The sequence below is a fragment of the Salinimonas iocasae genome (assembly GCF_006228385.1).
Taxonomy (GTDB): domain Bacteria; phylum Pseudomonadota; class Gammaproteobacteria; order Enterobacterales; family Alteromonadaceae; genus Alteromonas; species Alteromonas iocasae.
On record NZ_CP039852.1, the window covers coordinates 1,110,004 to 1,135,285 of the forward strand.

General features: G+C 48.6%; 23 protein-coding genes. 6 read left to right on the forward strand and 17 right to left on the reverse strand.

What is annotated here, in order from left to right; translation table 11 throughout:
• Positions 1–19 precede the first annotated feature (19 nt).
• The 11 genes from FBQ74_RS04800 to FBQ74_RS04850 all read right to left on the reverse strand — a co-directional run bounded on the left by FBQ74_RS04800 (position 20) and on the right by FBQ74_RS04850 (position 9,496).
• Positions 20–487 carry a TadE/TadG family type IV pilus assembly protein gene (locus FBQ74_RS04800; protein ID WP_139755591.1) on the reverse strand — a complete coding sequence of 156 codons (468 nt, stop codon included), beginning with the start codon at positions 485–487 and terminating at the stop codon, positions 20–22.
• Entirely contained in the window at positions 484–942 is a 459-nt protein-coding gene (locus FBQ74_RS04805; RefSeq protein WP_168190607.1) for a TadE family protein, read from the reverse strand. Before FBQ74_RS04805 ends, FBQ74_RS04800 begins: the two co-directional genes overlap by 4 nt.
• Positions 935–2,248 (reverse strand): TadE/TadG family type IV pilus assembly protein, encoded by a 1,314-nt coding sequence (locus FBQ74_RS04810; protein WP_139755593.1) that lies wholly within the window; start codon positions 2,246–2,248, stop codon positions 935–937. The genes FBQ74_RS04805 and FBQ74_RS04810 overlap by 8 nt, the downstream gene beginning before the upstream one ends.
• Before the next feature lie 9 nt (positions 2,249–2,257).
• Complete coding sequence (locus FBQ74_RS04815) at positions 2,258–2,512, reverse strand: hypothetical protein (RefSeq protein WP_139755594.1); 255 nt, start codon at positions 2,510–2,512, stop codon at positions 2,258–2,260.
• Positions 2,512–4,002: a type II and III secretion system protein family protein gene (locus tag FBQ74_RS04820; RefSeq protein WP_139755595.1), complete on the reverse strand. Its 1,491-nt coding sequence runs from the start codon at positions 4,000–4,002 to the stop codon at positions 2,512–2,514. Before FBQ74_RS04820 ends, FBQ74_RS04815 begins: the two co-directional genes overlap by 1 nt.
• Positions 3,999–4,832: a Flp pilus assembly protein CpaB gene (cpaB, locus tag FBQ74_RS04825; protein WP_139755596.1), complete on the reverse strand. Its 834-nt coding sequence runs from the start codon at positions 4,830–4,832 to the stop codon at positions 3,999–4,001. The genes FBQ74_RS04820 and cpaB overlap by 4 nt, the downstream gene beginning before the upstream one ends.
• 10 nt (positions 4,833–4,842) lie before the next feature.
• On the reverse strand, positions 4,843–6,195 hold the full coding sequence (locus FBQ74_RS04830) for an ATP-binding protein (protein ID WP_139755597.1): 1,353 nt from the start codon (positions 6,193–6,195) through the stop codon (positions 4,843–4,845).
• Between the two features lie 23 nt (positions 6,196–6,218).
• Positions 6,219–6,758: an A24 family peptidase gene (locus FBQ74_RS04835; RefSeq protein ID WP_139755598.1), complete on the reverse strand. Its 540-nt coding sequence runs from the start codon at positions 6,756–6,758 to the stop codon at positions 6,219–6,221.
• A gap of 71 nt (positions 6,759–6,829) precedes the next feature.
• A complete protein-coding gene (locus FBQ74_RS04840; protein WP_139755599.1) occupies positions 6,830–7,060 on the reverse strand; it encodes a Flp family type IVb pilin in 231 nt (76 codons plus the stop codon).
• Between the two features lie 130 nt (positions 7,061–7,190).
• Positions 7,191–8,627, reverse strand: a complete 1,437-nt coding sequence (locus tag FBQ74_RS04845; RefSeq protein WP_139755600.1) for a L,D-transpeptidase family protein — start codon at positions 8,625–8,627, stop codon at positions 7,191–7,193.
• 2 nt (positions 8,628–8,629) lie between these two features.
• Positions 8,630–9,496, reverse strand: coding sequence for a helix-turn-helix domain-containing protein (locus FBQ74_RS04850; protein WP_139755601.1), 867 nt, complete (start codon positions 9,494–9,496; stop codon positions 8,630–8,632).
• A gap of 814 nt (positions 9,497–10,310) precedes the next feature.
• Between FBQ74_RS04850 and FBQ74_RS04855 the strand changes: the two genes are divergently transcribed.
• The 4 genes from FBQ74_RS04855 to glsB all read left to right on the forward strand — a co-directional run bounded on the left by FBQ74_RS04855 (position 10,311) and on the right by glsB (position 14,751).
• Positions 10,311–11,588 carry a GGDEF domain-containing protein gene (locus tag FBQ74_RS04855; protein WP_139755602.1) on the forward strand — a complete coding sequence of 426 codons (1,278 nt, stop codon included), beginning with the start codon at positions 10,311–10,313 and terminating at the stop codon, positions 11,586–11,588.
• A 164-nt stretch (positions 11,589–11,752) separates the two neighbouring features.
• Complete coding sequence (locus tag FBQ74_RS04860) at positions 11,753–13,060, forward strand: short-chain fatty acid transporter (protein WP_139755603.1); 1,308 nt, start codon at positions 11,753–11,755, stop codon at positions 13,058–13,060.
• Between the two features lie 127 nt (positions 13,061–13,187).
• Positions 13,188–13,658 carry a nuclear transport factor 2 family protein gene (locus FBQ74_RS04865; RefSeq protein ID WP_168190608.1) on the forward strand — a complete coding sequence of 157 codons (471 nt, stop codon included), beginning with the start codon at positions 13,188–13,190 and terminating at the stop codon, positions 13,656–13,658.
• A gap of 184 nt (positions 13,659–13,842) precedes the next feature.
• Positions 13,843–14,751 (forward strand): glutaminase B, encoded by a 909-nt coding sequence (glsB, locus tag FBQ74_RS04870; protein ID WP_139757876.1) that lies wholly within the window; start codon positions 13,843–13,845, stop codon positions 14,749–14,751.
• Here glsB and FBQ74_RS04875 read toward each other — a convergent pair.
• From FBQ74_RS04875 to FBQ74_RS04885, 3 genes are read right to left on the reverse strand one after another with little or no spacing between them, the layout of a single operon-like run.
• Positions 14,745–15,818 (reverse strand): lipocalin-like domain-containing protein, encoded by a 1,074-nt coding sequence (locus tag FBQ74_RS04875; RefSeq protein ID WP_139755605.1) that lies wholly within the window; start codon positions 15,816–15,818, stop codon positions 14,745–14,747. The two genes, glsB and FBQ74_RS04875, sit on opposite strands and share 7 nt — an antisense overlap.
• Complete coding sequence (locus tag FBQ74_RS04880) at positions 15,815–18,277, reverse strand: FtsX-like permease family protein (protein ID WP_139755606.1); 2,463 nt, start codon at positions 18,275–18,277, stop codon at positions 15,815–15,817. The genes FBQ74_RS04875 and FBQ74_RS04880 overlap by 4 nt, the downstream gene beginning before the upstream one ends.
• Entirely contained in the window at positions 18,274–18,933 is a 660-nt protein-coding gene (locus tag FBQ74_RS04885) for an ABC transporter ATP-binding protein (protein ID WP_139755607.1), read from the reverse strand. The genes FBQ74_RS04880 and FBQ74_RS04885 overlap by 4 nt, the downstream gene beginning before the upstream one ends.
• A 211-nt stretch (positions 18,934–19,144) precedes the next feature.
• Between FBQ74_RS04885 and FBQ74_RS04890 the strand changes: the two genes are divergently transcribed.
• Positions 19,145–20,770, forward strand: coding sequence for an endonuclease (locus tag FBQ74_RS04890; RefSeq protein ID WP_139755608.1), 1,626 nt, complete (start codon positions 19,145–19,147; stop codon positions 20,768–20,770).
• A gap of 47 nt (positions 20,771–20,817) precedes the next feature.
• Here FBQ74_RS04890 and FBQ74_RS04895 read toward each other — a convergent pair whose 3' ends face one another.
• Positions 20,818–21,387, reverse strand: a complete 570-nt coding sequence (locus FBQ74_RS04895; RefSeq protein WP_139755609.1) for a manganese efflux pump MntP — start codon at positions 21,385–21,387, stop codon at positions 20,818–20,820.
• A 294-nt stretch (positions 21,388–21,681) separates the two neighbouring features.
• On the opposite strand from FBQ74_RS04895, the gene FBQ74_RS04900 reads away from it, so the two are divergent.
• On the forward strand, positions 21,682–22,110 hold the full coding sequence (locus tag FBQ74_RS04900; RefSeq protein WP_139755610.1) for a DUF2383 domain-containing protein: 429 nt from the start codon (positions 21,682–21,684) through the stop codon (positions 22,108–22,110).
• Positions 22,111–22,234: 124 nt separating this feature from the next.
• Here the strand turns inward: FBQ74_RS04900 and FBQ74_RS04905 are convergent, their stop codons facing one another.
• On the reverse strand, positions 22,235–24,010 hold the full coding sequence (locus tag FBQ74_RS04905) for a DUF5666 domain-containing protein (RefSeq protein WP_139755611.1): 1,776 nt from the start codon (positions 24,008–24,010) through the stop codon (positions 22,235–22,237).
• 245 nt (positions 24,011–24,255) lie between these two features.
• Positions 24,256–25,266: a sterol desaturase family protein gene (locus FBQ74_RS04910; RefSeq protein ID WP_139755612.1), complete on the reverse strand. Its 1,011-nt coding sequence runs from the start codon at positions 25,264–25,266 to the stop codon at positions 24,256–24,258.
• Positions 25,267–25,282 lie beyond the last annotated feature (16 nt).

Consider the following 25,282-nt stretch of genomic DNA (forward strand, 5'->3'; position numbering starts at 1 on the left):
TTCCATAATGGTTCCGGGGTTAATTGCCGTCGCAGACGGTATAGCCCCAGCGGGTTACACCCAGGCTTTCACGGGGCAGGGTAGAGGCAAAATTGGGTGAATTTAGCGTTAGAGCGAGCCCCGGTACTAAAAACTGATGCTGATAATTCACAATTTCTGCGCGCACCATCTCTACCTGACCATAAGCCAGCGCGGCGGCGCCCTCTTCTGATAAATAGCTGACAGAAACATTTGCCGCTGTAAAATTGGGTAGTAAAGGAGCAAGATCGCCGACTGCATACAGTACAGCGTCTTCATCTACCAGCTGATTTTCCTGATCGAAATCACAGACCACAGCAAGCCGTGCGACACGCCGGCTGACCTCGGTGACGACATTCCAGGTAAAAAACAGTCGTCCAACTTCAAATACGGCAAACAACACCATGAAAAATACGGCGCCCACGATGGCAAACTCAACGGTATACACGCCTTTCTGATGGCGTTTCATGGCAAGACCCTCACTGTGTAAGAGACTTCCATCGGAAAATCCAGTGAGATAGCATTGTTATCAGACAGGCTGAAAAGCGTGTCGGAGAAAATAGGAGACCAGCTATAGGAAGCGGTGACAGTAATAAAATCGCCATTTAACTGGTAGTCAAAAATCGCCTCGTTAAGACCGGGCAACAGCTCAGACTGACCGTTAGTATCACCGGAGACAATCAGGTTGGTTGCTTTGGCCCGATCATTATCTGTTAGTGAGAAATTCCCGGTATTGTCTTTGATGGCGATATCGGCAATATACCGGGCGCCCAGCCGAACGGAGTTGGTCAGCGCACTGTACTGATAGAATAAACGCCCGAATTCGGCAGTGGCAAAGATCAGCAAAAACATAAAGGGCGCGATGATCGTAAATTCCACAGCGGCGACGCCTTTTTGCTTTGAAATGGGCTTGTGATTACGCATCAGTCCTCCCCGCATGGTAGAGCACCAGCTTGTAGGGGCCGGCGTTGTCTTCCGCTTCGCCAGAAGGAATGCCTTTACTGTTGCAAGCTTCGATATATTCGCCAATAACGTAGGCTTCGTTACCTTTTTGCATAACCGCCTGGGTTAAAAAGAAACAGGCAGATCCCAGATATCCCAGTTCATCGGCACCGTTTGTTTCACCATCACAGTCGCCTACCAGCAGCTGTAACACGCGCCGTTCAACCCTCGCCGGATTAGGCGATACGATATCGCCATCATGATCAATGTTACTGCAGCTTCCCGGCCCGGAATCCGCCATCTGGGTATCAGTGAGATAATCTGCATAGCGATAGGCACTGGCGTACTCGGGCGATGTTGTATCCAGCTCGTCCTCTGCATTGAGCGGAATATGCGCGCCTTCGCAATTGTTCAGATCCCGGGGATGATCGATTTCGTTTAGCTGCCCGCCCTGCCAACTGCCCATGCGGGTATTCAGGCCCTGAGCCACCGGCCCGACAGAGTTGCCCGGTTCGGTGTCAATCTGTCCGTCCTCTTCGGTGGGATCTGATGAAAAGCATTGCTCGCCGTTATAATTTTCACCCGCCAGCGCTTTTCTGACATCATCAGCACCGTATGCACCATCTAACCGGATAAGCTGAAAGTTGCCAGGGCCTATTTCCGAGCTGGTATTGGAGCTGATTTTCAAAAGCTGAAGTTGCTCTATTTCCAGCCCGAAATTGTCGTTCGGGTCACTGTTAGCACCACATACCACCATGGGTACCAGGTTACTGTAACACTCAATGAGCGCGGTGCTTGGACCTGCTACTGCCGCGGCACCGACTTGTTTGTTAAGTCCGAGTACCTGGGCCAGAAAGTTATCTAACGGAATGTTGTTGATTGACACTCTGACATAGGTGGCCGTAGCGCTATTGGTAGCCGCGAACGGGTCAGGGCGCTCTGAAAACTCAACCGTCAGCAGATCGGTGACCGTGTCACTGAAGGTATCTGCCGCGGACAAATCAAGGCTGTCGGCAATTTCTCTGAATTCAGCAAAATTAAGATTTTTCTGCAAAATTGTCACAACGGCATCACGCGCATCGTCGTGGGTGCCGCCCTGGTCAATTTCGGTTGCACCGCTTAGTGCCGCCGAGTCCACTAACAATTGAAGGCGTGATTTATTGAGCAGCAGGTGTCCGCCATCCAGCGCCATGGCCGCGGTACCCAACATGGCCAGTAAGCCCAGGCAAAACAGAATCAGTACATTTCCCTGTTGCTTTTTTGTTTGATGCAATGTGGGAATCGTCATTATCGTTCCTTAGTTATCGTCGCCCTGCGCTTTCACTTCGCGACCTTCTTTTCCGGCATAAATACTGTCACGATAGTTTTCGGCGGCATGCTTACCGTAGTCGCCCTGAAGCTCGCGGGTTATACCGTCGTTATTAATCGCAGCTTCGGCATCGAGCACCTGCAGCGATTTTATCTGCTGCGATGCGTAGGTCAGCTGGTAAGGTGGCGTTTGAGAACAGCCGGCAAGGGATGCTGAAATAGCAATTAAAAGTAACGTTCGCATTAGAAGGTTCCTTCTGTCTGACGGATATCATGACCATAGCGGCTATCGGTACCACCGTTAGCAGGCAGTACATCGTAGGGAGATTCCATGTTGTATTGGGTGCGACCCGATGCACCTGGCACATACTGAGTGGGCTCGCCCATCAGATAAAATTTCAGGTCAGAGGCCGGCACGAAACCATCGGTGGGCAGAGTCACATTCTCTTTGTTGAACGGGCGAACCAGGCGAGGCGTAACCATAATTACCAGCTCGGATTGGCCGCTGACGAATTGCTGACTGCGGAATAACTGACCCAGAATAGGAATATCGCCTAAACCAGGGAAACGCTCGATATTTTCCCGTAAGTTATCCGACAGTAGTCCGCCGATGGCCAGTGTCTGTCCATCGCCCAGCTCTACGGTCGTTTCAGAGGTGCGTTTAATGATGGAGGGAATAACCAGCATACTGTTAGTGCCCTGGGGTGTAATGCCCACGGTATTAGCATTGGAGATCTCGCTGACCAGCACTTTCAGGTTGAGGTTAATTTTACCGCTGTCCAGCACAGTAGGCACGAACCCAAGCCCGACACCAAATTCACGGAACTGAATAGCGATACCATCTTCACGGGGCACGGGAATAGGGAACTCCCCGCCAGATAAAAACTCGGCTTTCTGGCCGCTTAGTGCAGTAAGGTTCGGTTCGGCCAGAATTTTGGCCATACCATTTTCTTTAGCAATATCCAGTGCAACATTAAAAAACACATTGCCGTCGATATATTCACCGATAATGCCATTGGCAAACTCATAGGGCGACCCTTGAGTAACAAAGTTATAAAAGTCTGCGCCGCGGATGAGACTGGCATCCCAATTATTGTCGTTAAACATACTCAGTACATTCATATCGACATTGAATGAGCGACTAACCTCAGTACTCATTTCCGCTACCACCACTTCCAGCATCACCTGATGACCGCCACCGACACTAAGCAGGTTGAGCACCTGGCTGCCAGCCTCTTCACCGCCCGCCGACTCGGTGTACGCGTTAGCAAGATCAACAGCTTTGTTCATTTGTATCAGTGACGATGTCTCGCCGCTTAATACCAGCTGACCCTGAGAGGTATGAACCTCAATATCCTCTTCAGGCAAAAAGTTGTGTAAGCGTTCCCGCAGGCTGACTAAATCATGGGTAATTTCGATATTGATAACGTCCACTAATGCATCGTCTTCATTCCAGACCATCACATTGGTGGTTCCGAGTTTTTTACCCACCACATAGAGCTCTTTCTGGCGTAAGATCAGGATGTCAGCGATGGCCGGGTTTCCCACTGATACGCGTTCGGCGTTACGGTTCAGCTGCAGGTTTTTGGATTTATAAATAGGCACATGCACAATGCGCTGTTTATCCATAGTCGGTCCTCCGGCATGCGCTAATGATATATTCACGATCAGCCAGACGAAGGCGCCTATAGACAACGCGACGATGACTTTGTAAGTATCAGGAAACGGTTTCATTGTGGGCTACCTCCGGCCTGGTCTGATTCAACAGAAATGATTTCCTCTGCAATGCCGCGAATAAGATGAACTTTAGGCTTAGTCAGTACCGGAGCTACTTGCGCTGGCTGCACTGCAGCCACTGCCGCTTTTTCTTCCTCGACCGGGTCGCTGAAGCGTGCCAGCTCCACTTTGCTGTTATCTACAGGGTTTCGTAACGCCAGTTGCAAACCACCTCTGGAGCGGGCATTCATGAGTACTTCTGCCTGTTCCAACGTAACTTCCACAGTCACTGCCCGCACCACGCGAGGACGGTTCTCGTTGTTCTGGGCGGTCTGATCGATTGCCAGTATTTTTACATTCGCCAGTACTACTTCTGTTACCGTATCTCGTTTTGTTTTTCCCACTTGACTAAAAGTATTAAGCACATCAACTTTGTCTCCGGGGAGCAGAAAACCCGCCACGCCAACCACATCGTTAACCCGAATGGTAAGCGCACGCTTGCTGTCGCCGATGAGACTGGCCAGCGAACTTCCTTCACCTTTTTCGGCAACCCGCTCGGGCCGAACAAAGTCGCCGGCGTAAAGCGTCTCTCTGGCAACTTTGCCGACCACCTGCTCCAAACCGGTGTAGGTTTCTTTAGGCACCAGGTCTTGCGGATAGGTGCGAACGCGAAGCTGCTTCGCCTCTAAAATAGTACCCACCGATACCGTCTGCGCAGCCTCTACCACCTGAACATAATTAGCTTCAGGGCGGTCTGTAGCATCTGACAACCAGTTATTGGCCAGGTATACCGCGCCCAGACCAAATACCGCAGACAGCAATAGGAATAACCAGGTATTTTTAGTCATCGTTTTATCCTTACATTGCGGTCACGAAATAGTGGCGCCATGCATCATCAAGCAGTTCGGGCGTCACGATGGGGGGCAGCTCATTAAAGCGCGTGGCGTCTTTAACAATGCTGAGTAAATCTCTGGGATAACAGGGTAAAAAGGGTTTGGATTCTGGCTGGTGGTAGTGCGAAACCAGGTAATCCAGTGTTTGCGGGTCGCAGTCAAGACCAAATGCTTTGCTTACCCGCTGCCATAAGGCGCTGTACTTTTCCCGCGTTAATGGGCGCATCTGAATTTTGTATCCAAGCCGGCGCAAAAATGCATCATCTACCAGGTCTGCCGGATTCAGGTTGGTGGAAAAGAGCATGACCAGTTCAAAGGGCACCTCGAAGTGCGTGCCGTTGGTCAGGCTCAAAAAATCTTTGTGCTCCTCAAGGGGAATAATCCAGCGATTAAAAAGCGCGGAGGGAGACATCTGCTGGCGACCCAGATCATCCAGCAACAGCACACCGTTATTGGCTTTCATTTGCAGAGGCGCTTTATAAAGCTGGCGCGTGGTGTCGAAGCTAATTTCCAGCATATCCAGGGTCAGCTCACCACCGGTGACAATCAGTGGTCGCTTAATTTTCTGATAACGGCTATCGGCTGGCGCATCGCTGGTACGCTGGCTCAGATGATGAACCTGAGGATCGAAAAGCTGAATAATCTGGTTGTTGACCTCGATGGCGACCGGTTGGAAGATTTCATCATCGAACACTTTAATCAGTTGGCGACATAAATAACTTTTGCCGGTACCGGGCAGACCATAAAGCAAAACCGGTTTGGTGGAATTAAGTGCCATTCCCATGGCCTCAAGGGCGTCGCTTTCAAAAGATTCACCAGCTAACTTGAGCGCCATCAGACCACTGGTCACCTGCGTATTGCGATGACTTTGGGCATTCACCATGGCCTGATAATCTTTAAGCGGCACGGGGGCCGCACCCACATAACCACTGTGCTGAAAGGCTTTTTCTGCCTGCGCTTTACCAGATCCACTTAAACTGAACCGGGCCTGATGGGTTGCCGAACGATTTTCTACCCACATCATCTGTTTGGCATCAGCAAGCAGCACTTGTATTAAGCGCCCAGGAAGATGAATGCTTTCACTTAAACTTTCCAGTGTGGCCACCTGCTGCACGTACAGGTGTTTGATGACTAAATCCATCAGCAGTGTAGAGGGAAGGCCGGTGGCTTCAACAGTTGTAGGCTTTGATAACAGACTTGTTGAGGTACTGCGAGTTTCAGACGGCGCGGCATTGGCAGAAAACAAAGATAAATCGCTTACCGTATCCGTTGTTCCGGAAAATTCATTGTCATTGTGTTGTTGCTGTAGGTATGACATAGGCTCACCTGTCCGGTTTATTGTTATAGAAATAGTGCGGTGACTGCACCGCGCAGCGCAGGGTCGAGGTAACAGGTAATAACAAACCCCACCGCCAGCGCGGGGGCATAGGGAACGGGCTGAGAGGCCAGCTCGTCAGAATCTGGTTTGAAATAGCGCCGCAGGTATAAGCAGTGCCAGTAGCGGGTAAAGGTCTTTCTGACACCTGTCAGGCCGGCTTTACGTGCGCCAAGAAGAATGGCCAATAAGGTACCTGCAATAATGCCCCAGGCAAGGGACCATAGGGCGATGGTTGGTCCGGATAGTGCGGCCACTGCCATCATTAGTTTTACATCGCCTGCACCAAGCAGCCGAAATGCAAACAGCGGGAAAAGAAGAACGAACATCAGACAAATTGCTAAAAGTGAGTATCCCAGCCCCTGCCAACCGGTAAGCGCCATATTCAGGGCTAATCCGATCACCATGAACACAAGACAAAGCTTATTGGGAATTTTCATGGTGGTAAGATCAAAGAAGATGGCCAGGATGAAACAGATGGATATCAGCGTTAATACCAACAACATGACAGTCTCCTTTAAAAAGTGAATGAGGGGGCGGCACTCCCCCTCAAAAGTACTAAAGTATCGGCTTTATATTAGCCACCTGCAGTAGAGGAGTTACAACCTGCGGTCAACGAGCCGTCTGCTGTTCCGCCGTCAGCTGCTGTACATAGCTCATTTATAGTTGTTTCCGTTACTGTCCCTAATTGTGTAAATGCAGTTACCAATCCACCCACAACCAGTGAGCCCGCAATCGCATATTCAACGGCTGTCAGGCCGGACTCGTCCTGAATAAAATCCTGTAATAAAGTTTTGGCGTTTTTCATACCTTTCTCCATAGGTGTAAAAGAGTGATCCACCCAATCATCACGAGTGTTGAACCTCTGATTAGTTGGTATGAAAAGCTTAGCGAGAAAGAGGGTGCAATCGCTTACACCAAATTGCGGGTTGTTGTATCTAATTGCGTAATGTGTCACCACGTTGCGCAATGATGGTATTTAATTGCGCAACGTCTTTTTGATAGATATCAGGCAGCCATTCAATGATGCCATCACGAATCTGCACAGTCTGGTAACTCAGGTAAGTGGCGACAGGCTGTGATAGGCGCACATGACGAGTGGCCGGGGATTGGTATGCGCCAACGGCGGGCTCAAGATCTCGATCAAGCAGCACCTGCGCCAGTTTTCCCGGATTGGCGATGCGCACGCAGCCGTGACTCAAGGCCCGCTGCGACTGAGAGAAAAAGGCTTTAGCCGGAGTGTCGTGTAAATAAATAGCATCGTTGTTTTTAATATTAAAGCGCCATTTACCCAGCGCGTTGCTGGGGCCCGGTCCCTGTACCAGCAGATTGCGTTGATACAGTGTCTCGCCAGACTGATGCGTATTAATATCTGTGATGACGCGGCGATCATCGCGATCCACCCAGTAAAAATTTTCTGCCTGCATAAGATGGGGAGCCCTGTTCAGTCGAGGTAGCAGCTCATTGCGTACGATACTGGCAGGGGGGGTCCACTGCGGATTCAGTGTCACCCTGTCAATTTCTGTCAGCATGATGGGCGTGGGTGTATCAGGGTGTCCCACCACCACCGGCATACTGAAAACAGTGTTGCCCTTATCACGGTAATACAATGTATAGGCCGGAATATTCACCAAAATATATTGCGCAGGGACTATAGCTGGCAGTGAAAGCCAGCGTCGCAGATTCTCCTGCAACACAGCCAGTCTTTGAGATGGACTAAAGCGCAGTTTCTCTCTTGTGGCCTGGTCAAGTTGACCACTGGCAGACAGACCATGGCGCTGCTGAAAACGTTGCAGCGCCCGTTTCACCGCTGGGGTAAACCCTGTTGATTTGGCGGGCGCGCCAGGATAGTCGCCCAACTGACTTAGCATGTTAACCAGCGCGCTAACCTGCGGATGACGTTGTCCCAGCCGTGAAGAGAAATTTTCATTAATGTGAGGCCAGGGAAGTAACGCACGCTGACGCATAGTCGCAATGGCCTGTCTTAACTGTAGCACTTCAGAAAACTGTGGTAACTGGTTATCAATTAACGCCGCCAGTGAATTGCCGGCATGTGCCTGCCAGATATCATCAGCGGTCAGTGATGAGGTTGCAATTTGGTGACCAATTTTTATTTGGCTGACAGCCAGTAACTGATTGGTCAGATATTTTGCGGTAATAGCAGGGTTACTTTGTTCTGAAGGGAGTAGCTGCGCGCTTTTTCGCATACCTAAGTCGGCTAACAGACTGACCAGTTCAACCCCTGATAAGTTGAGTTGATGATGATCGTTAAACCACAGGTCCTGATGGCTTTTATCTGTGACGGTCTCGCATATTGCCTGACTGGATACGACTATGATTAACCCCGCTAATAAGCGTTGAATAACGCCGCCCATGTTTAACCTACACTTTTTAACTGCATACGTGTAGGGGGCACAGTCTGGCTGGCCAGTCTGCTGATCTCGGGCAGAATGGTTAGTCGCAGATGCTGGTATCGGTTAAAGGCCTCATCTACCTGAAAATGCCGATTACCCGACATGTACGCTTTCGGCGTCAGGCCGAAAGAGTCTTTAAACGCCCGGCAAAAATGTGATGGGCTGGAAAAGCCCAGACCAAAGGCTACGCTGGTGATACTGGCTTTAGGGTCAATAAGCAGCGTTTCCGCTTCTTCAAGCCGACGGTACGTCAGATAGTGTCTGAAGCCCATACCACATACGTCTTTAAACAAGTGGCTGATGCGACTGGGACTTAAATTGAGCTCCCGGGCTATACGCTGTAATGAAAGCTTGGCGCAGAAATGTTGTTCAATGAGCTGAATAATTTCTTCAAAATTAATAACGTTCTGGCTACTAAGCATATCAACCGGTGCCGGTGAAGGTGCATCGACCCTGACGCTGTCCTTGCCCAGCAGTGGTAGAATACTGTCCTGAAGTCTTTCGCAATCGCAGTGTCGTAATGGCGTTAGTACAACGTCATCGACATGTGAGCGCAAAAGATCACACATCGCCGGAACTGTCAGGTGTTCAGCAAACACCAGTAAAAACTGACACCCCTGGTCCTTTAATATTTTCAGGTTATACGCATGCTTCGCAGTCAAATCACCCATAACATACGCCATTACCGGCGATGCATTCTGATTATCAAACGTAAATTCTGAAAAGGCACAGGTTTCAGCAGGAATATATGCATCAATCATGCTGCTGACTTCATTCATCAGCACAGGCTGTGTGCCAGTGATGGTTAAAAGTGAATTGTTCTTGCTCACAGCTATACCCTTAGCTTATCAATTTAAGGCAGTAAGCAATCACACTGTTCTAATGAAAAATGACACGCTGTTCTTATTATTATCTTTATTTTTCAACATCAAGATACAGAAGACCCACCGCCATCTGTTGTTGTTTGAAATTTGTACAGCATTTTTCGCACCAATAATTTTTTATCATTATTTTTCATTAGGATAAAAGTACTGGGCGACGGGGTGCATCCTGAGCTTGTAAAAAATTATGACACTTCCGGGTTGTTATTATTTAGAACGTTAGCGCACGCTTACTTCTCAAGCCTTAAAGCATAAAAGAGGCATGATATTTTGATGATAACCATCCGGTTAGTTTTTTGACAGGTTGTGAGAAAAAATGAACTAATGTAAATTTTTTCTTATCTATCGGGTGGTTAAAAAATAGCCTAGTGCAGAATCGGAAGATGATCAAATTATATTTTACACTTTTTATGTATCTGTGAGAGATCTAGGTTATGTCCCCCAAAACTTGATGTTGCTGGATTTCGTCGCATTTACGACAAACTACTACCGGTTTCTTCAGAGGCTTTCCAGAATGGAAATGTAGGCCCGATAGCAAAATTTCTCATTCTTTCGCAGTAGGATAAACCGCGCGCTCCATGAAGCATTTGTTAATTGAATGTTTATGTGTATTAAGAAAAAATTTATAATAAAGAGGAAATATAGAGAAAAAGGACTACTCTTACAGGCTGGAAAGCAGATGAGCATGGAACATTCATTCTGCCGGGAAGTATAAAATACGCTGCCGTAGGTAGCATAATCAGCTGGAGTAGTACTGATTATTATGCGATCTTTAAATGTAGCCGGCATTTTTCTATTGCTGGGCATTGCAACTGTTGCACTGATGATATGGCAACATGTGGGCATGAACATTCAACACAATTTGCTTGCTGATGCCAGTCGTACAGCCACACTGTTTTCCGACCGGATAAATGGTGGTACCAGCGCCGGCACTGTTTCGGGCAGTGACGGGGATGTGACACTGCAGTGCAATGTAAATCATAATGACTTTACCCATGCGTTCTGTGGATTTACGCTAAATGTTGCAGCCAGAAATCAGGGCGTCGATATTACCCGGTTCAATACGCTTGAGCTGGATGTTGAGTATGAAACACCCGTCAACGACACCTTACTGGTTTACCTGCTGAATAAGGAATATCAACCCGAAGAGCGTGAGCGAGCAAATATGCAACCGCTTAATATCCTTGCTGGTAAATCATCCTATTCCATTTCAGTAAGCAGCTTTTTCGTACCATCCTGGTGGATCTATCAGTTTCCGAGGGACGATCTTCAGGGCCAGGCCAATATGAAGAACGTGACCAAACTTCGCCTGACGACCGGCGACAATGCACAAAGCCGCTCGGTTAAGATAGTTCTCCGTTCCGCCATACTTTCCGGTAAAGCGATAAGTAAAACGCAAATGTATTTTATGGTTATTGCTTGTTGGATTATCGTAACCGCATTCTTTTCTATCAGACTTCTGCTTGGCCTTTATCATTCATCAAAGGCGCATAAAGCAAAAAATTTGAAGTTACACGCAGAAAACAGTCAGCTGTACGTCGAAAAACAAAAGCTTTCGGAAGTTGCCAAAACCGATCCACTTACCGGTGTTCTTAATCGGGCGGGACTGACTCATGCCATGCTGATGCTGAAACTGAATGATATCGACAACTCTGACACCCACAGCCTTATTTATCTTGATGTCGACCATTTCAAGAAAATTAACGACAATTTTGGGCACGATAAGGGCGATGAAGTACTTGTTGCACTATGTGACATGTTAAAAGCATCTATCAGGCATTCGGACTTGCTCATCAGAATGGGGGGAGAAGAATTTCTTATTATCTGTACTCACACCATGTTGGGTGACGCCAGTCAGCTCGCTGAAAAGTTTCGCAACCAGATAGCCTCTTCAATTATCGCCGATATTGATATCACCTGTAGTTTCGGTGTCACGGAATGTCGTAGCAGTAATCTGCAAAGTGCTATCGCACGGGCTGATAAATATCTGTATCAGGCCAAGCAAAGCGGCAGGAACCAAGTGTGTTCGACACTGGCATGACGGGGTAGCATTATTGGTGATGAGTATTGTCTTGGGAAGAAAGTCTTAAAAACAGTCTTCGCAGAAGATTAAATAGCTGCCTTTCTGTCCTGCGCTTTTACTTGTCTGTGACCTGCGGTTTTCGTTATGGTTAACACACTGATAACAAGCTGAAAGTTGCCCTCATGCTCCATGCTGCCGCACGACCCTTTGTAAAGCTGGTAGATCGCTATCTGCCGGACCCCTATATTTTTGTGTTACTTCTGACTTTGGTTGTATTTATTGCAGCAATGCTGGTGGAACAGCAATCGCCTGAAGCAGTGATAAGCCAGTGGGGTGAGGGGTTCTGGGGCTTGCTTACCTTCTCTATGCAGATGCTTTTAGTACTGGTGAGCGGTTTCATGCTGGCCAGTACGCCGCTGATCAAAGGAGGTCTGGACAAATTAGCGGCGCTGGCCCGAACTCCCGGAAAGGCTATTGTTCTGGTCACGCTGGTATCGTTAGCTGCCAGTTGGCTGAACTGGGGATTTGGCCTGGTTGTTGGGGCGCTTTTTGCAAAAGCGCTGGCCCGGCGCATTCAGGTGGATTACCGTCTGCTTGTAGCAAGTGCCTACTCTGGTTTTATTGTCTGGCATGGTGGGCTGGCCGGCTCAGTGCCCTTAACCATTGCAACTGAAGGCCATTTTACCGAGTCGCAGATAGGCGTAATCAGCACCAGCCAAACTATTTTCGCAGATTTTAACCTCGTCTTGCTCGCCATCTTATTCGTTACTATTCCTTTGGTGAACAGGCTGATGCTGCCTAAAGGTAGTGACAGTGTTCATGTGGATGTGCGCAAAATTCAGGAGTCAGACCTGCCGGCGGCCAGTAATGACCGGCCTGCAGATAAACTGGAGAATAGTGTTATCCTTGCGCAGTTGGTAGGGTTCAGTGGTCTGATTTATCTTGCAGTTTATTTTGCCGGAGGCGGTGGGCTGAACCTGAATATCGTAAACTTTTTATTTTTATTCAGCGCTATTGTTTTGCATGGTACACCGCGACGCTTGTTACACAGTTTGCAACAGGCAATCCAGGGAGGAGCGGGTATTGTTATTCAGTTTCCTTTTTATGCTGGCATCATGGCGGTAATGGTGCAGTCTGGCCTGGCCCAAAGTCTGTCGCAATGGCTGATCAGTTTCGCCAGCGCAGAGACTTTACCAGTACTAAGTTTTCTCAGTGCCGGTATCGTGAACATTTTTGTCCCGTCCGGCGGAGGGCAGTGGGCTGTTCAGGCACCAGTTATTCTGCCCGCTGCAGAACAACTGGGCGCCGAGATTAATCGTGTTGCCATGGCTGTTGCCTGGGGGGATGCCTGGACCAACCTTATACAGCCTTTCTGGGCGTTACCAGTGTTGGCTATCGCCGAATTAAAGGCCCGCGATATCATGGGGTTCTGCCTGGTACAGTTGCTGATAACCGGAGTAATAATCAGTGCGGTATTGATGTGGGTTTAATCGTTCTTTGCACTAATAACAGTGGAACGATTATTGATTACTTCTCTTTGTAGGTCTTTGTTAATACTGGAAAATGGTTAACTTGCTTAAAAGTTGGCTACGACCACCACTACTGGAGAAATTTCATATGGCGTTTATACCACACCGTTATTTAATACTGGCAGGGCTGGCCATGTTTATCGCTATTCCCGCTCAGGCGAAAGACAGTAAGGCGGCTGACTCCCTTAAAGCTCAAATTACGCAAGCGGATGCCACGTTTTTCGATGCATTTAATCGCTGTGATATCGACAAAATGGCGTCTATGTTTTCACCCCAGCTTGAGTTTTATCACGATACCGGTGGGGTGACGGATTATGAGCAGACAATGGAAGCTTCAAAACGTCTGTGTCAGCGTGTTCCGGATCTGACCCGAACGCTAGAGCCTGATACCGTCAAAATCTATCCGATAAAAGATTTTGGTGCCATACAGCAGGGGCAGCATACGTTCTGCCATAAGGAAAACGGCAAAGACGATTGTGGCACTTTCGGATTTACCCACATCTGGAAACAAACTGAACAGGGCTGGATAATTCATCGCGTGGTCAGCTACGGGCATTAACGCATCACATTTGTCTGGCATGTAAGCGTCCCCGCGTGCCAGGCTATCGTACAGCTTATTAAATTCCTTTTCTTTCAAACACTTTTTCCACTGATGCCGTATACAGCTTCGGCACAATCGATGTCTTTGAAAAAACTGAATCAACAAAGGGGCTGTGCAAGCCAGGTGATGTATGACAAATACGATGCAGTCGTTACTGGACAACATTTATCAGGAAGTATTCCCAATGCTGGGGCAGGGCAAGGTCGCAGACTATATTCCTGCGCTGGCGTGTGTCGAGCCGCGTCAGTTTGGTATCGCTATCTGTGATAATGAAGGTAATGTGTTCACGGTAGGCGATGCCGATGTACCTTTTTCTATTCAGAGTATCTCCAAGGTATTCAATCTGGTTCTTGCTATGAATCATTACGGGGAAGGGTTGTGGGACCGCGTAGGGTGTGAACCGTCTGGCTTACCATTTAACTCACTGGTGCAACTGGAATATGAAAATGGTATTCCCAGAAACCCGTTTATCAATGCCGGCGCACTGGTGATTAGCGATATGAACCAGTCCCGCTTTGCCTCACCGCATCTGGCCGTGCGCGACTTTGTAAGGCGGCTATCGGGTAACCCGGAAATTAACGCTGATCGTATTGTGGCAGATTCTGAGTTTGAGCATCGGGCAAGAAACGCAGCAACCGCCTATTTAATGAAAGCTTTCAATAATTTCGAAAATGAAGTAGAAGACGTTTTACACAGTTATTTTTATAACTGTGCCCTTGAAATGTCCTGTGCCGATCTTGCCCGCGGAGCAAGCTTTCTGGCTAACAGAGGCTATTCGCAATGCGGCGAAGAGCAGATTTTAAGCCCGAAACAAACCAGCCAGGTTAATGCATTGCTGGCCACCAGCGGTATGTATAATGAAGCCGGTAGCTTTGCTTTTCAGGTCGGATTGCCTGGCAAAAGTGGTGTAGGCGGCGGGATTATAGCAATGGTTCCCGGGCGCTTTTCGATTTGCGTATTTTCGCCGGCCCTTAACCATATGGGTAACTCGGCACTGGGCGTCGCCGCGCTGACATCATTAACAAAGCACATCAAGTGGTCGGTTTACTGATACCCGGTGAGTTCCATAAAGCCAGCCCCGGTGTGAGTACCTGATACATCAACCCGGCCTTCATAGTAAGCAAACTGGCCAGGGTTCCACTGTCCTGATTTAAAGGGGGACATAGTGATATCAATATCATGCTTTTGACTGATTATGCGCCAGTTCACCGGTACGGGCTTATCGTTAATTATTTCGGTCCCGGTAGCCTGAATAGATAAATCAGCATCAGTCAGAGTATGCGCATTACCATTTCGTTCTATGTAGGTGCCTGTGGTATAAGGCGCCGCATCATCTACGTGCATCTGAAATGCCATCAGCTTATCGCCGTTATCAAAGTGCACAGAAAACCAGTCCCAGCCCAGCGCCTCTTTTCGAGCCAGCTGACTGGTCCACTCGTGATCATACCAGGCCTTTCCGGCTACTGTGTATTCGGTGTCATTATGTTTTATCGTGCCGGAGGCAGTTAAAAAGGGCTGGCTGTAATAGTAGGATCTGAACCTGCCGTCTCTGGATTTGACGCTCACGCCACTATCTCCATGTCTGATATAAGGGCCGTTGCTTTCAATGTCGAACGACAGGGACGTGTTTTTGTTTATAGTAAAGCGCAGTGTCGCCGGAAAGGGCGCAGCAGTTTCGCTCTGCCATTGCCAGTTATCTATCCAGGCATTAAAAGGCTGGGAATTTACGCCCGCATTGCCTACGCCGCCTGCTGCAAAGCGTGATTCAAATGCATGGCTTGCAGGGGTATGTAGCGAGGCATGCCCCATCCACCGTTGAGTGTCAGACCAGTTACTTACATAACCCGGGTTGGTAGCAAAGCGAAACAGCGTAAACTGCACACCATACGGTTGCTGCTGTTTATCTTCAAGCACCAGGGTCAGATACCACCACTCTAGTTCATAGGCGGGGTGACTGGCGTGATCAGCAGGCAGGCTGACTGGATGGTTTACTGATATCGCTGCGCGCTCTGCATTTGCTGCGCTTTCCCCGGTACCACTGAACAGACTGGTTCGTTCACTTTCTTTTGAGCAGGCAGCAAGAAAAACCAGTATCGCCAGATAGATAAGTACTTTCATACCGCTGTCTCCTGCCGTAAGTCTACCTTTGCTTTGATGCGGCCAACTGGCAGTAACAGTACACACAGCACCACAGCAAGACTGATAAATACGCTCTGCATCAGCACATCCAATGAAAGACTCATCGGGTAGTGCCAGTAAAACGCGTATCGATTTACCTGATTGATAAATACCCAGGCCAGCAGAATGCCAAATGGTACTGCCAGTAGCGCTGTAAGCAAACAGAACACCATATACTGGGCCAGCAAAGTGAGTTTAATTTGCCACTGATGTACCCCCAGCGCCCGCAACACGCTAAGCTGAGGCCGCAAATCCATCATCAACACACTAACAGAAATAGCAAAACATAGTCCGGCTACAAGTAATGTGGCTATATTCAGCGCGTCGGTGACCACGAAGGTACGATCAAATGTTTCCATCGAGCGTGCTATCAGTTGTGAAGCAATATAGGTATCACCCATATCAGAAAGCGCAAGAGCCGAAGTGTCTGTGCTGTTATAAAGTGCGACCACCCCTGCAAACCCCTGTGCCGGTGAAAAGTGAGTAACCGGTAAAAGCACCTGCGGGCTGGGATTGCCATAATCCGGATAAACCCCCGCGATAGTATAGTCAGCAGAAGATAAGACCGGCTGGCCGCGCGACGACTCGCCCGCGTAAACCGCGCCAAGGGTAACGTTCTGAGCGACACTTTTATCAAACTTTAAGGCAAATTGCTGGTTAACAAATACTGCTCTTGCCCGGCTAAAGTCACGCCATGCCCGCGCGCTATCATCATTTATTACCGTATCAAGCATCAGGGTGGGGCGGGCGCTTACCGATACCGGGAAGCTTCTGACCGTTACCCTTTGCCTTGCCAGACTGCTCACCCCCCGAAAGACAGGTTGCGCGTCAGGTAACGCAGCAATCACTTCCTCATAGGGCTTTTCAGTGTACAAGTATGACGGTGCTGACAAGCGCTGTGATAACCAGCTTTCCGTTGCCTGCCGAAAGCTGTCCGTCATCACGTTCATGCCGATATTGGCGCTCAGTGCAATAAAAAAGGCGCATACGGCCAGCCGGGTTCTTGCTGATAACCTTACAGAACTTGCCGTTACGTAGCTGAGTAACGGGTAGCGGGAAGGAACAAGATGACTGATGAGTCGGGTTAAGTAAGGCAACCACAACAAAATTAATGCACTGCCGCCCAGCAATACGGCCGCGACACTGATTAGAGCAAACAGGGTTGTATCTGCAAGCCACAACAATAAGGCGGTGATCAGGATAATTGCAACACTGATAGCGAGCTGTACCACAAGTGGCCAGTCAGAATGTCGCACAGAGGCAGTTGCAGTGGCCTTTGTAAGCTGTCGCCCGGTGACAATACAAAAGATACTTAGCGCGGTAAAGGTAATGAGCAGCGCGCCAGAAATTGTCTGCGCCAGAAAAGGGGCCGGGCTGATAAATGCAGAGTCGAACAGGCTAGCAAAGGTTTGCTGTAACGCCGGCGTGAGCGCTCGCGTCAGATATAAACCTGCAATTACACCAACTGGCGCGCTGAGTACGCAGTAAAACGCCAGCTCTGCTAACAATGCTACCTGCAGCAATCGGGCACTCACGCCCATTTGGCGCAGGCGAATAGCAACAGACAAACGAGAGCGGTACATCAATAGCATGGCATTTAATACAATAAAAAATGCCACTACTGCCATCAGTACGCCCATGGCCCATAAGTTCAGCCTGAAGCTTTCGCTTAAGTTGCCTTTATCCAGCGCTGTAGCCGCCTGCTCGAATTGCAGATGATCGGGCAGTGCAGCGACAACAGCTTGCTGGCGTTCAGCATCGATAGTACTAATAGCAAGCAGCGCGGTGAGCGGGTGCGATGAAGTTGTAACCTGACCGGTATAAAATGCGCTGAGAGGCAGCACCAGGGTATCATCGGGGATGCCTTTTACCGCACGAACAGTTGTAATCGGGGCGCCGGTTTGTCTGATGACACCATCAGGGCATTGCAACTGTGATGCGGTTGACGGGGAGGCGAAGGCGGTAATGCCAGTTGGAGCGTTTATGGTTCCAACACTACCGTCGGCCAACTGCCATGACTGTGCCGCTTGCATATCTGCACCAAGCACACGAAAACCGGATATTTGTGTTTCTGCGCCGGCCTCACCAGTGCAAGTGAGCGAACGGGTATCCTCGCTAATAGCAATCCACTCGGTAAACCCGCTGCGGCGAAGGCTGACATAGTCGGCACGGGTGAGAGGGCTCGTGTTATCAGATGCCTGTTGTATGCGCGCATTGGCAAACAGCGAGGGGCTATCTGATGCGATATCCCCCTGACGCGCCCCTTCATTGATAAGCCATACTGCGGATACGCCGCCGGTAGCAATCAGTAGCGCTATGACAATGAGTGCTGGTTCCCAGGGTTTATATCTGGCCAGGTTAAGGAGGGTGAACAGCACCACTCGCAAACGATTAATCACGCCGGCTCACTGTGCAATTGCCCGTGTCTCAGCCAGCGCTGTTGCCCGGCCATTCGCGCGACATCATCACTATGGGTGACCACAACCAGCGTGGTTTTGAGCGACTGGCAGGTGTCGTACAGGGCTGCAGACACTTTATCACTGGTAGCTTCATCCAGATTGCCGGTCGGCTCATCAGCTAATACGAGGGTGGGTTTGTGTACCAACGCCCTGCTAATGGCCACGCGTTGCTGCTCTCCGCCAGATAACTGGTGCGCGGGCTTGTTTTTAAGATGCGTGATTCCAAGCAGTCCCATAATATGCAACTGATATTCATCATCGCTATTGCCCTTCAGACGGCTGGTGAAAGCGATGTTATCCCAGACATTCAAACATTCAATCAGATTGTAGCTTTGAAAAATAACACCAAGCGCCTGCCGTCTGAACCTGTCTGCATTTTTTTCAGATGAAAACGGTAATGTCTGGCTTCCAATGGTAATAGAGCCGCTATCAGGGGACTCGAAGCCGGCGATTAATGATAACAGGGTTGACTTGCCTGACCCTGATGCGCCACGAATACTCACCGATTCTCCATCGGCGACAGTCAGGCTCAGCTTGCTAAGAACCGGCGCATCGGTATTTGAATACCGCTTACTGATTGCGTTGATATTGATCATAGTGTTGCGAGCGATAATGAAGTTACAGGCACAGTGCTGACTACGGCAAAAACGATTTCAAAGCCCAGTACAGGTGTGCACATTTATACCAAATTGCTAAAAACTTATACGTGCTTTTTATTATCTTGTCATAAAGCTGTGCCAAGGTACTGTCTGCTAAATAACCAACAACGCCATTTCAGTCCGAATTGGCATAAAAACAGGAAGCGCTATGAAACGTACTTTTGCATCTTCAGTAAAGCGACCATTGGTTGCGGCAGCCAGTCTGCTCCCTTTAGCGGCGAGCGCACAAATCGCCAATGCCGATTTTGAAAGCTGGTCAGCAAACGGGCCGGATAGCTGGACAACGATAGATTCAGGCATAACGGTGAGTCAAAGCAATAGTCTGACGTATTCGGGCAATGCTGCAGCCGCGATAGATGTACTCACAGGCGCTCAAAGTGATACCGACTTTCGGCAAAGCGTCGACGTAGAGGCGGGCAAAAGTTATGAGTTCAGTGTATGGGTCTATCATACTGAGGGGAATCTGGCGGCCCGAATTTATGTGGATGGGTATCACAATTATTCCTCAGAAGCGCTGACCGGACAGTGGCAAAAACTGTCTTACAGCTATACAGCATCGACCTCGAAAACTATTGAAGTCGGCCTTCGTTTTTATGATCAAACGGGGTTTGATGGTGTTGAGCGGGTCTATATAGACAACTTCAGTCCGGCAGTATCTGGCGGCACCGGTAACGGTTGTTCACAAAGCAGCGGGACGTTTTCTTTAACAACAGATAATTACGGTAGTGAAACCAGCTGGCAAATTACTGACAGTAGTAATCAGCAGGTGATAAGCGGTAGTGGTTATGCCAGCAATACGACCACCGAAACACCGGTATGCCTGGCAGACGGTGACTATACATTAACGGTATCAGATAGCTATGGCGATGGCATTTGCTGCAGCTACGGCAGTGGTCAGTATTCGCTGAGCGTGGCCGGACAGACTCTGGCAAGTGGCGGGCAGTTCGGTGCGCAGGATGTTACTGCATTCTCAGTTGGTAGTGCCGGCGGTGGCGGTTCAGATCTAAGCGGCTACTACAGCAGTGCAGACGGGTTAACAGGCTTTGCACTTAAAACAGAGCTTTATAACATTATCAGAGGGCACAGCACCCAGTCTTATTCCGACCTGTGGACCTTTTATCAGAGCTACGGCGACGATAAGTATTACGAGAACGATGGCAGTATTCTGGATTTTTATTCAGAAAACCCGACAGGTAATGACCCGTACAACTTTACCGCCGGCGCAGACCAGTGCGGTTCATACAGCGGCGAAGGCGATTGCTACAACAGAGAGCATGCATTCCCGCGTAGCTGGTTTGGTGGTGCGGTAGCACCAATGAATACAGATGTTCATCATGTGTTTTCAACAGATGGTTATGTCAACGGTCGCCGCAGTAGTTATCCTTATGGTGAGGTTGGTAGTGCCAGTTATGTCTCGTTAAACGGCTCGAGGTTAGGTAATGCGGCATCTGGTCTGGGTTATAGCGGCACTGTTTTTGAGCCTATCGATGCGTTTAAAGGTGATGTGGCTCGTGCTTATTTTTATATGGCTACCCGTTATGAGCCGAGCATTGGCGGCTGGCAGTACAATTCTTCCTATGGCGATGCGGTACTTGATGGCAGCGACGCTCAGGTATTCGAGTCGTGGTTCTTAACAATGCTCAAGCAATGGCATGCACAGGATCCTGTTAGCCAGGCAGAGCGTGATAGAAATGATGCAGCGTACAGCTTTCAGGGGAACCGCAACCCGTTTGTGGATCATCCTGAACTGGTTAGCGAAATCTGGGGCAACTGATAACAACCATGACACGCCTGTATCAGTCAGGCGTGTCTTTTTAAGCGTTATGAAAGGTGCGTATAGAGAATAGATGCGCCGACAATAATTAGCGTGACCCCACCGAATATCTCGGCCTTATTTCCGATATAGCGTCCCAGTCGATGTCCGGCCAGGGTGCCAATGGTGACCATTGTTGCTGTCGCCAGACCAATTAACACCGCCGCAAGCACGATGTTCACACTGACAAAGGCCAGACTCACACCCACTGTCATTGCATCAATGCTGGTGCCAATCGCGGTGAATATGGTGGCACCGATAGCATGCTGCGTCATTGATGATGAACTTTCACCTTCCTCGCCATCATCTTTCAGACTGTTGATAATCATGTGTAACCCAAGCCCGCTTAGTAAGGTGAAGGCTACCCAGTGATCCCACTGCTCAATAAAAACTGCGCCGGCCGTTCCTATGAGCCAGCCGATAATCGGTGTAAGCCCCTCAACAGTACCGAAGATTAGCCCGGTTTTAAGCGCGTTCGGAATACGAGGGTGCTGTAATGAGGCACCTTTACCCAGTGAAGCCGCAAATGCGTCGGCTGACATAGCGAACGCTAAAGCCAGTAAAGCAAAAAAACTCATAACGGTAAAAAATAGTGGTTTTATCTATTGTCGCATGGAAATTATATCGCACATAAGTGTTCACATCGAAAAACAGCGCAATCGTACTAATAGCGGCTGGGATCAGCACGCAATGGTGTGGCGATGTAATCAAATGTCTTACAAAGAAGGGATGGTATTAGTGTTAGCGTCAGGGGAATATCTCATCAATACTTGTCAATTTCAGAGCCCTGGCGGCAATTGAGTAAACTATTCAGGAATCGAGCGTATCAATATCTGAAGATAGATTTTCAACAGATTGAAAGAGGAAAGCGAATGGATAAGGCCGCAAAAACACTTAAAAAATTATGTGAAATGGACTTTGATGCTATTGAAGCTTATGAAGAAGCAATGAAACGCTTAGAAGATAAATCAATATCAGACAAATTGGCGGAATACAGAAGCGACCATATGGCGCACACCGATACCTTAAATACGCTGTTATCCTCGCGTGGGGAAGAAGTCGTAGACGGGCCTGACAGTAAAAGGGTCTTAACAGAAGGGAAGGTTGTTATCGCCGACTTACTTGGCGATAAAGCAATTCTTAAAGCAATGGTGGCAAATGAGAAAATTACGGTGAAAGCCTATAAAGAGGCCGCTGACAATGACGCGCTGAACGCCGAAGAAAAGAGTAAAGTTGCAGAACATTATGAAGACGAAAAACGTCATCATGACTGGATCAAGTCGACCAGCGAGAACATGTAAGAACTGTAATTTATATGCGCATATAACCGCTGAAACTCTCAATATTCGGGTTAGTATTTTATATAGCGTTTTCTCTTAATAAGGAAACAGTGCAGCGATTTGCTGCACTGTTTTTTTCTGAAAGTTACTCTTCCTCTGTGTCTTCGTCAGTTTCCGTTTCAGCTTCCTCGACCAGTACCGCACCCTCTTCGGTGAGGGTACCTTCAAATTCCACCACCGCGCCGGTTTCCAGCGCTGCCAGGAATGTCTCAACACTGACGTCTTCGCCGTCAACTTCCAGTTCACTGTTCTCATCAAAAAGTAGCTGATAGCCGCTGACAGTAACAGAGGTTTCTGAAATTGCTTCAACCTGACCTTCTACAGAAACTTCAGTGTCCTCAGCGTCATCGTCTTCATCTTCGCCATTACCCTCGTTACCTTTTCCTGGTTTACCCTTATCTGGCATAACCTTGACTTCATCAGCTACCAGGCTGGTATCGCTATAATCACCTTCCACTTTGACGCTAACAGCTTCATTTTCATCGATGTAAGTCAAAAAGGTCTCCAGTGACATATCACCTCGTCCTTCAAACTCAGTGTCCTGGGTAAAGGTAACGGCTACGCCCGCGACAGTCATTCCTTCAGCTGTTGCCTGAGAAACCTTGCCTTTGATTTCACCGTCGCGGTCATCCTCATCGATTCGCTTCACTTTAAGCGCCATGACAGTACCATCATCAGTTTCAACTGATGCAATCTTGAGCAAATCGTTAACCAGAATATCGTCGAAGGTAAAGCGACGTTCTTCCAGTTCCGACTCATCTTCATACTGGGTATCGTCGTCAGCGACAAACGTAATGCCATTGACCACAAACGTTTGCGCGTCAGCATCAACACTGGTTACCGTGCCTTCTGTTTTGGTGTTGCTATCGCGCTTTTTAAACTCAACTTTTTCGGCAACCCATTTATCTTCGACCAGGCTTCCCTCAATATTCACCCAGATATTTTGCGTGAAGTCTTCACGAGTACCATCTTCAAAGTCAGTTTCTTCATCTAGTGCGAAATCGTAACGGTTAACTTTAAAGGTCCCGGCTGCTTCATCATAGCTGGTAACTACACCGGCTATGTCGACATCTTCAATATCGCTCATATCACGTGGTTGATCGTCAGATTCGCCCTCTATTTCAGTGGCAGTAAGTGCCGCGGAGGTTTCTGACGTGAGTGTACCTTCAACTTTCACCACCAGGCCATCAGTCAGGTCTTCAATAACCATCTCCTCGAAAGTAGCCTGACTGTAGTCTATGAGTTGCTGACCAATCAAGAATGTCTTTTCATCGGTATTCAGGCTGCTTATCTCACCGGCCAGTTTGACATCAGTATCTTCGGTCTCAAGTTTTACGAAGGTTGCGTAGAACCCATCTTCGGTGGCGTAACCACTCACTTCGACCATGTCGCCAACGGTCAGTAACTCGGCATCGGTTTCGTCAAACTCCGTTAAGTCATCAAAGTAAACATTCTGTCCCAGTACCGTAAACTGTGAGTTGGCGTTATCAATAGCACTAACAGAACCCTGCAACGTTTCTTCGTATACAATTTCGGTGGCCTGTGGATCGCTACCATCATCGGTTTGGTTCGCCATTACTCTGACGACCATACCCATTTTAAGCCCGGACTCCTGAGCACCACTTTCACCAGAGATGGTAAAAGCTGCACTGTCTGATACATACCGTTTGCCGTTAACATACACACTACCAAACCCGGTTACGACCCCTTCAATAACAGTTGAGCCCGAGGGTGACTGTTCTGTTGGTGGTGCCGTATCCGGCGTGTCATTGTTCGCAACTTCAGTTTGTGAATCACCACCGCCACACGCACTCAGTGTGGTGGCAATAGCCAGTGCAATCAGGGACTTTCCGAACGTCATAATAAATACCTCATTGTTACAGTGAGCTTCAGAATATGCGTTTACCATTCTTAAACAACAGGCTAGCAGTATACCAACCGATAAGTGCGCACCTTATGCCATAACTGTAACTTCGCGGATGGGCACTATGTATATGACGTGTAAAACTTTTTATTTAGGCTTTGTAAATTAAGAATTTAATTTTTCTTTAAAAAATGTGGAGGGTGATATTGCCTGATAAGCAGGGCTGAGTTTATTTTTCAGTCTTACACTGTCGGGTCATTATGTGATGTTACCGGCGTAGTGCCGCGCTCGGGCGCATCGTTTTGACGGAAACGGCCTATGGCAGAGGTGCCTATATCGTGAAATGGTCGGGTATAAGCCTGCACAACGTTGTGATGGCCGGCGTCCTGTCTGCCCAACCCGAAGCGTAGGCGCATGGCCCGCTTAGATAGCACCAGCGAGCCAAACATTCGATCCCAGACCGCCAGCGCAGTACCAAAGTTTTTATCAAAATGCTTTGGATTCGTGCTGTGATGAATCTGATGCTGTACCGGGCTGATAAACCATTTTTCCAGCTTGCCCCAACGCCATTTAACATGCGAATGACGCAGGTTGCTGCCCAGCATATTGAAGGCAAAAACCAGCGCGTTGGCGCCCAGGATATCGAACATCGACAGCGCGGTGCCGAAAAAGTAGTAACTGATGCCCACAGCAAAACCCTGTGCAATGGCCATGCGGGTAGCATAAAGGAAGCTTTCTACAGGGTGAGAGCGGTACACGGTCATCGGCGTCAGTACCAGTGCGGAATGGTGAACCTTATGAAAATGCCACAAAAAAGGAATTTTGTGCATCATCCAATGCAGTAAGAAGCGCGTAAAATCGTCAAACAGAAACAATATCAACGTAAATGCACTGATAACAATGACACTATTTTGCGTAACCGGAGGCTGATAGCCGAAAACGCTCTCCAGAGCATCACTGATACCCAGTGCGATAGGCACCATAGTAAGCACTATCGGTGCCCACAGCAACGCTCTGATCAGGCGGTTTATCACATACAACTGATAATCGAGCCGGGCAGAGCGATGCAACCAGATTTTGCGATTGAACAGTTGTCTTACAGCACCCTGTTGACCACGCAGGCCAAACTGAGTGGCTGTTACCAGCAAGCCAATAAGCAGTGCACCGAGCAGGTAGCCAGCAAATAACCTGCTATTCGGATCAAGCACAGCTTTCGCCATTTGTCCGAATTCAGTTAGCAGCAGGTCTGTCATCACTGGCTCCCTAAAG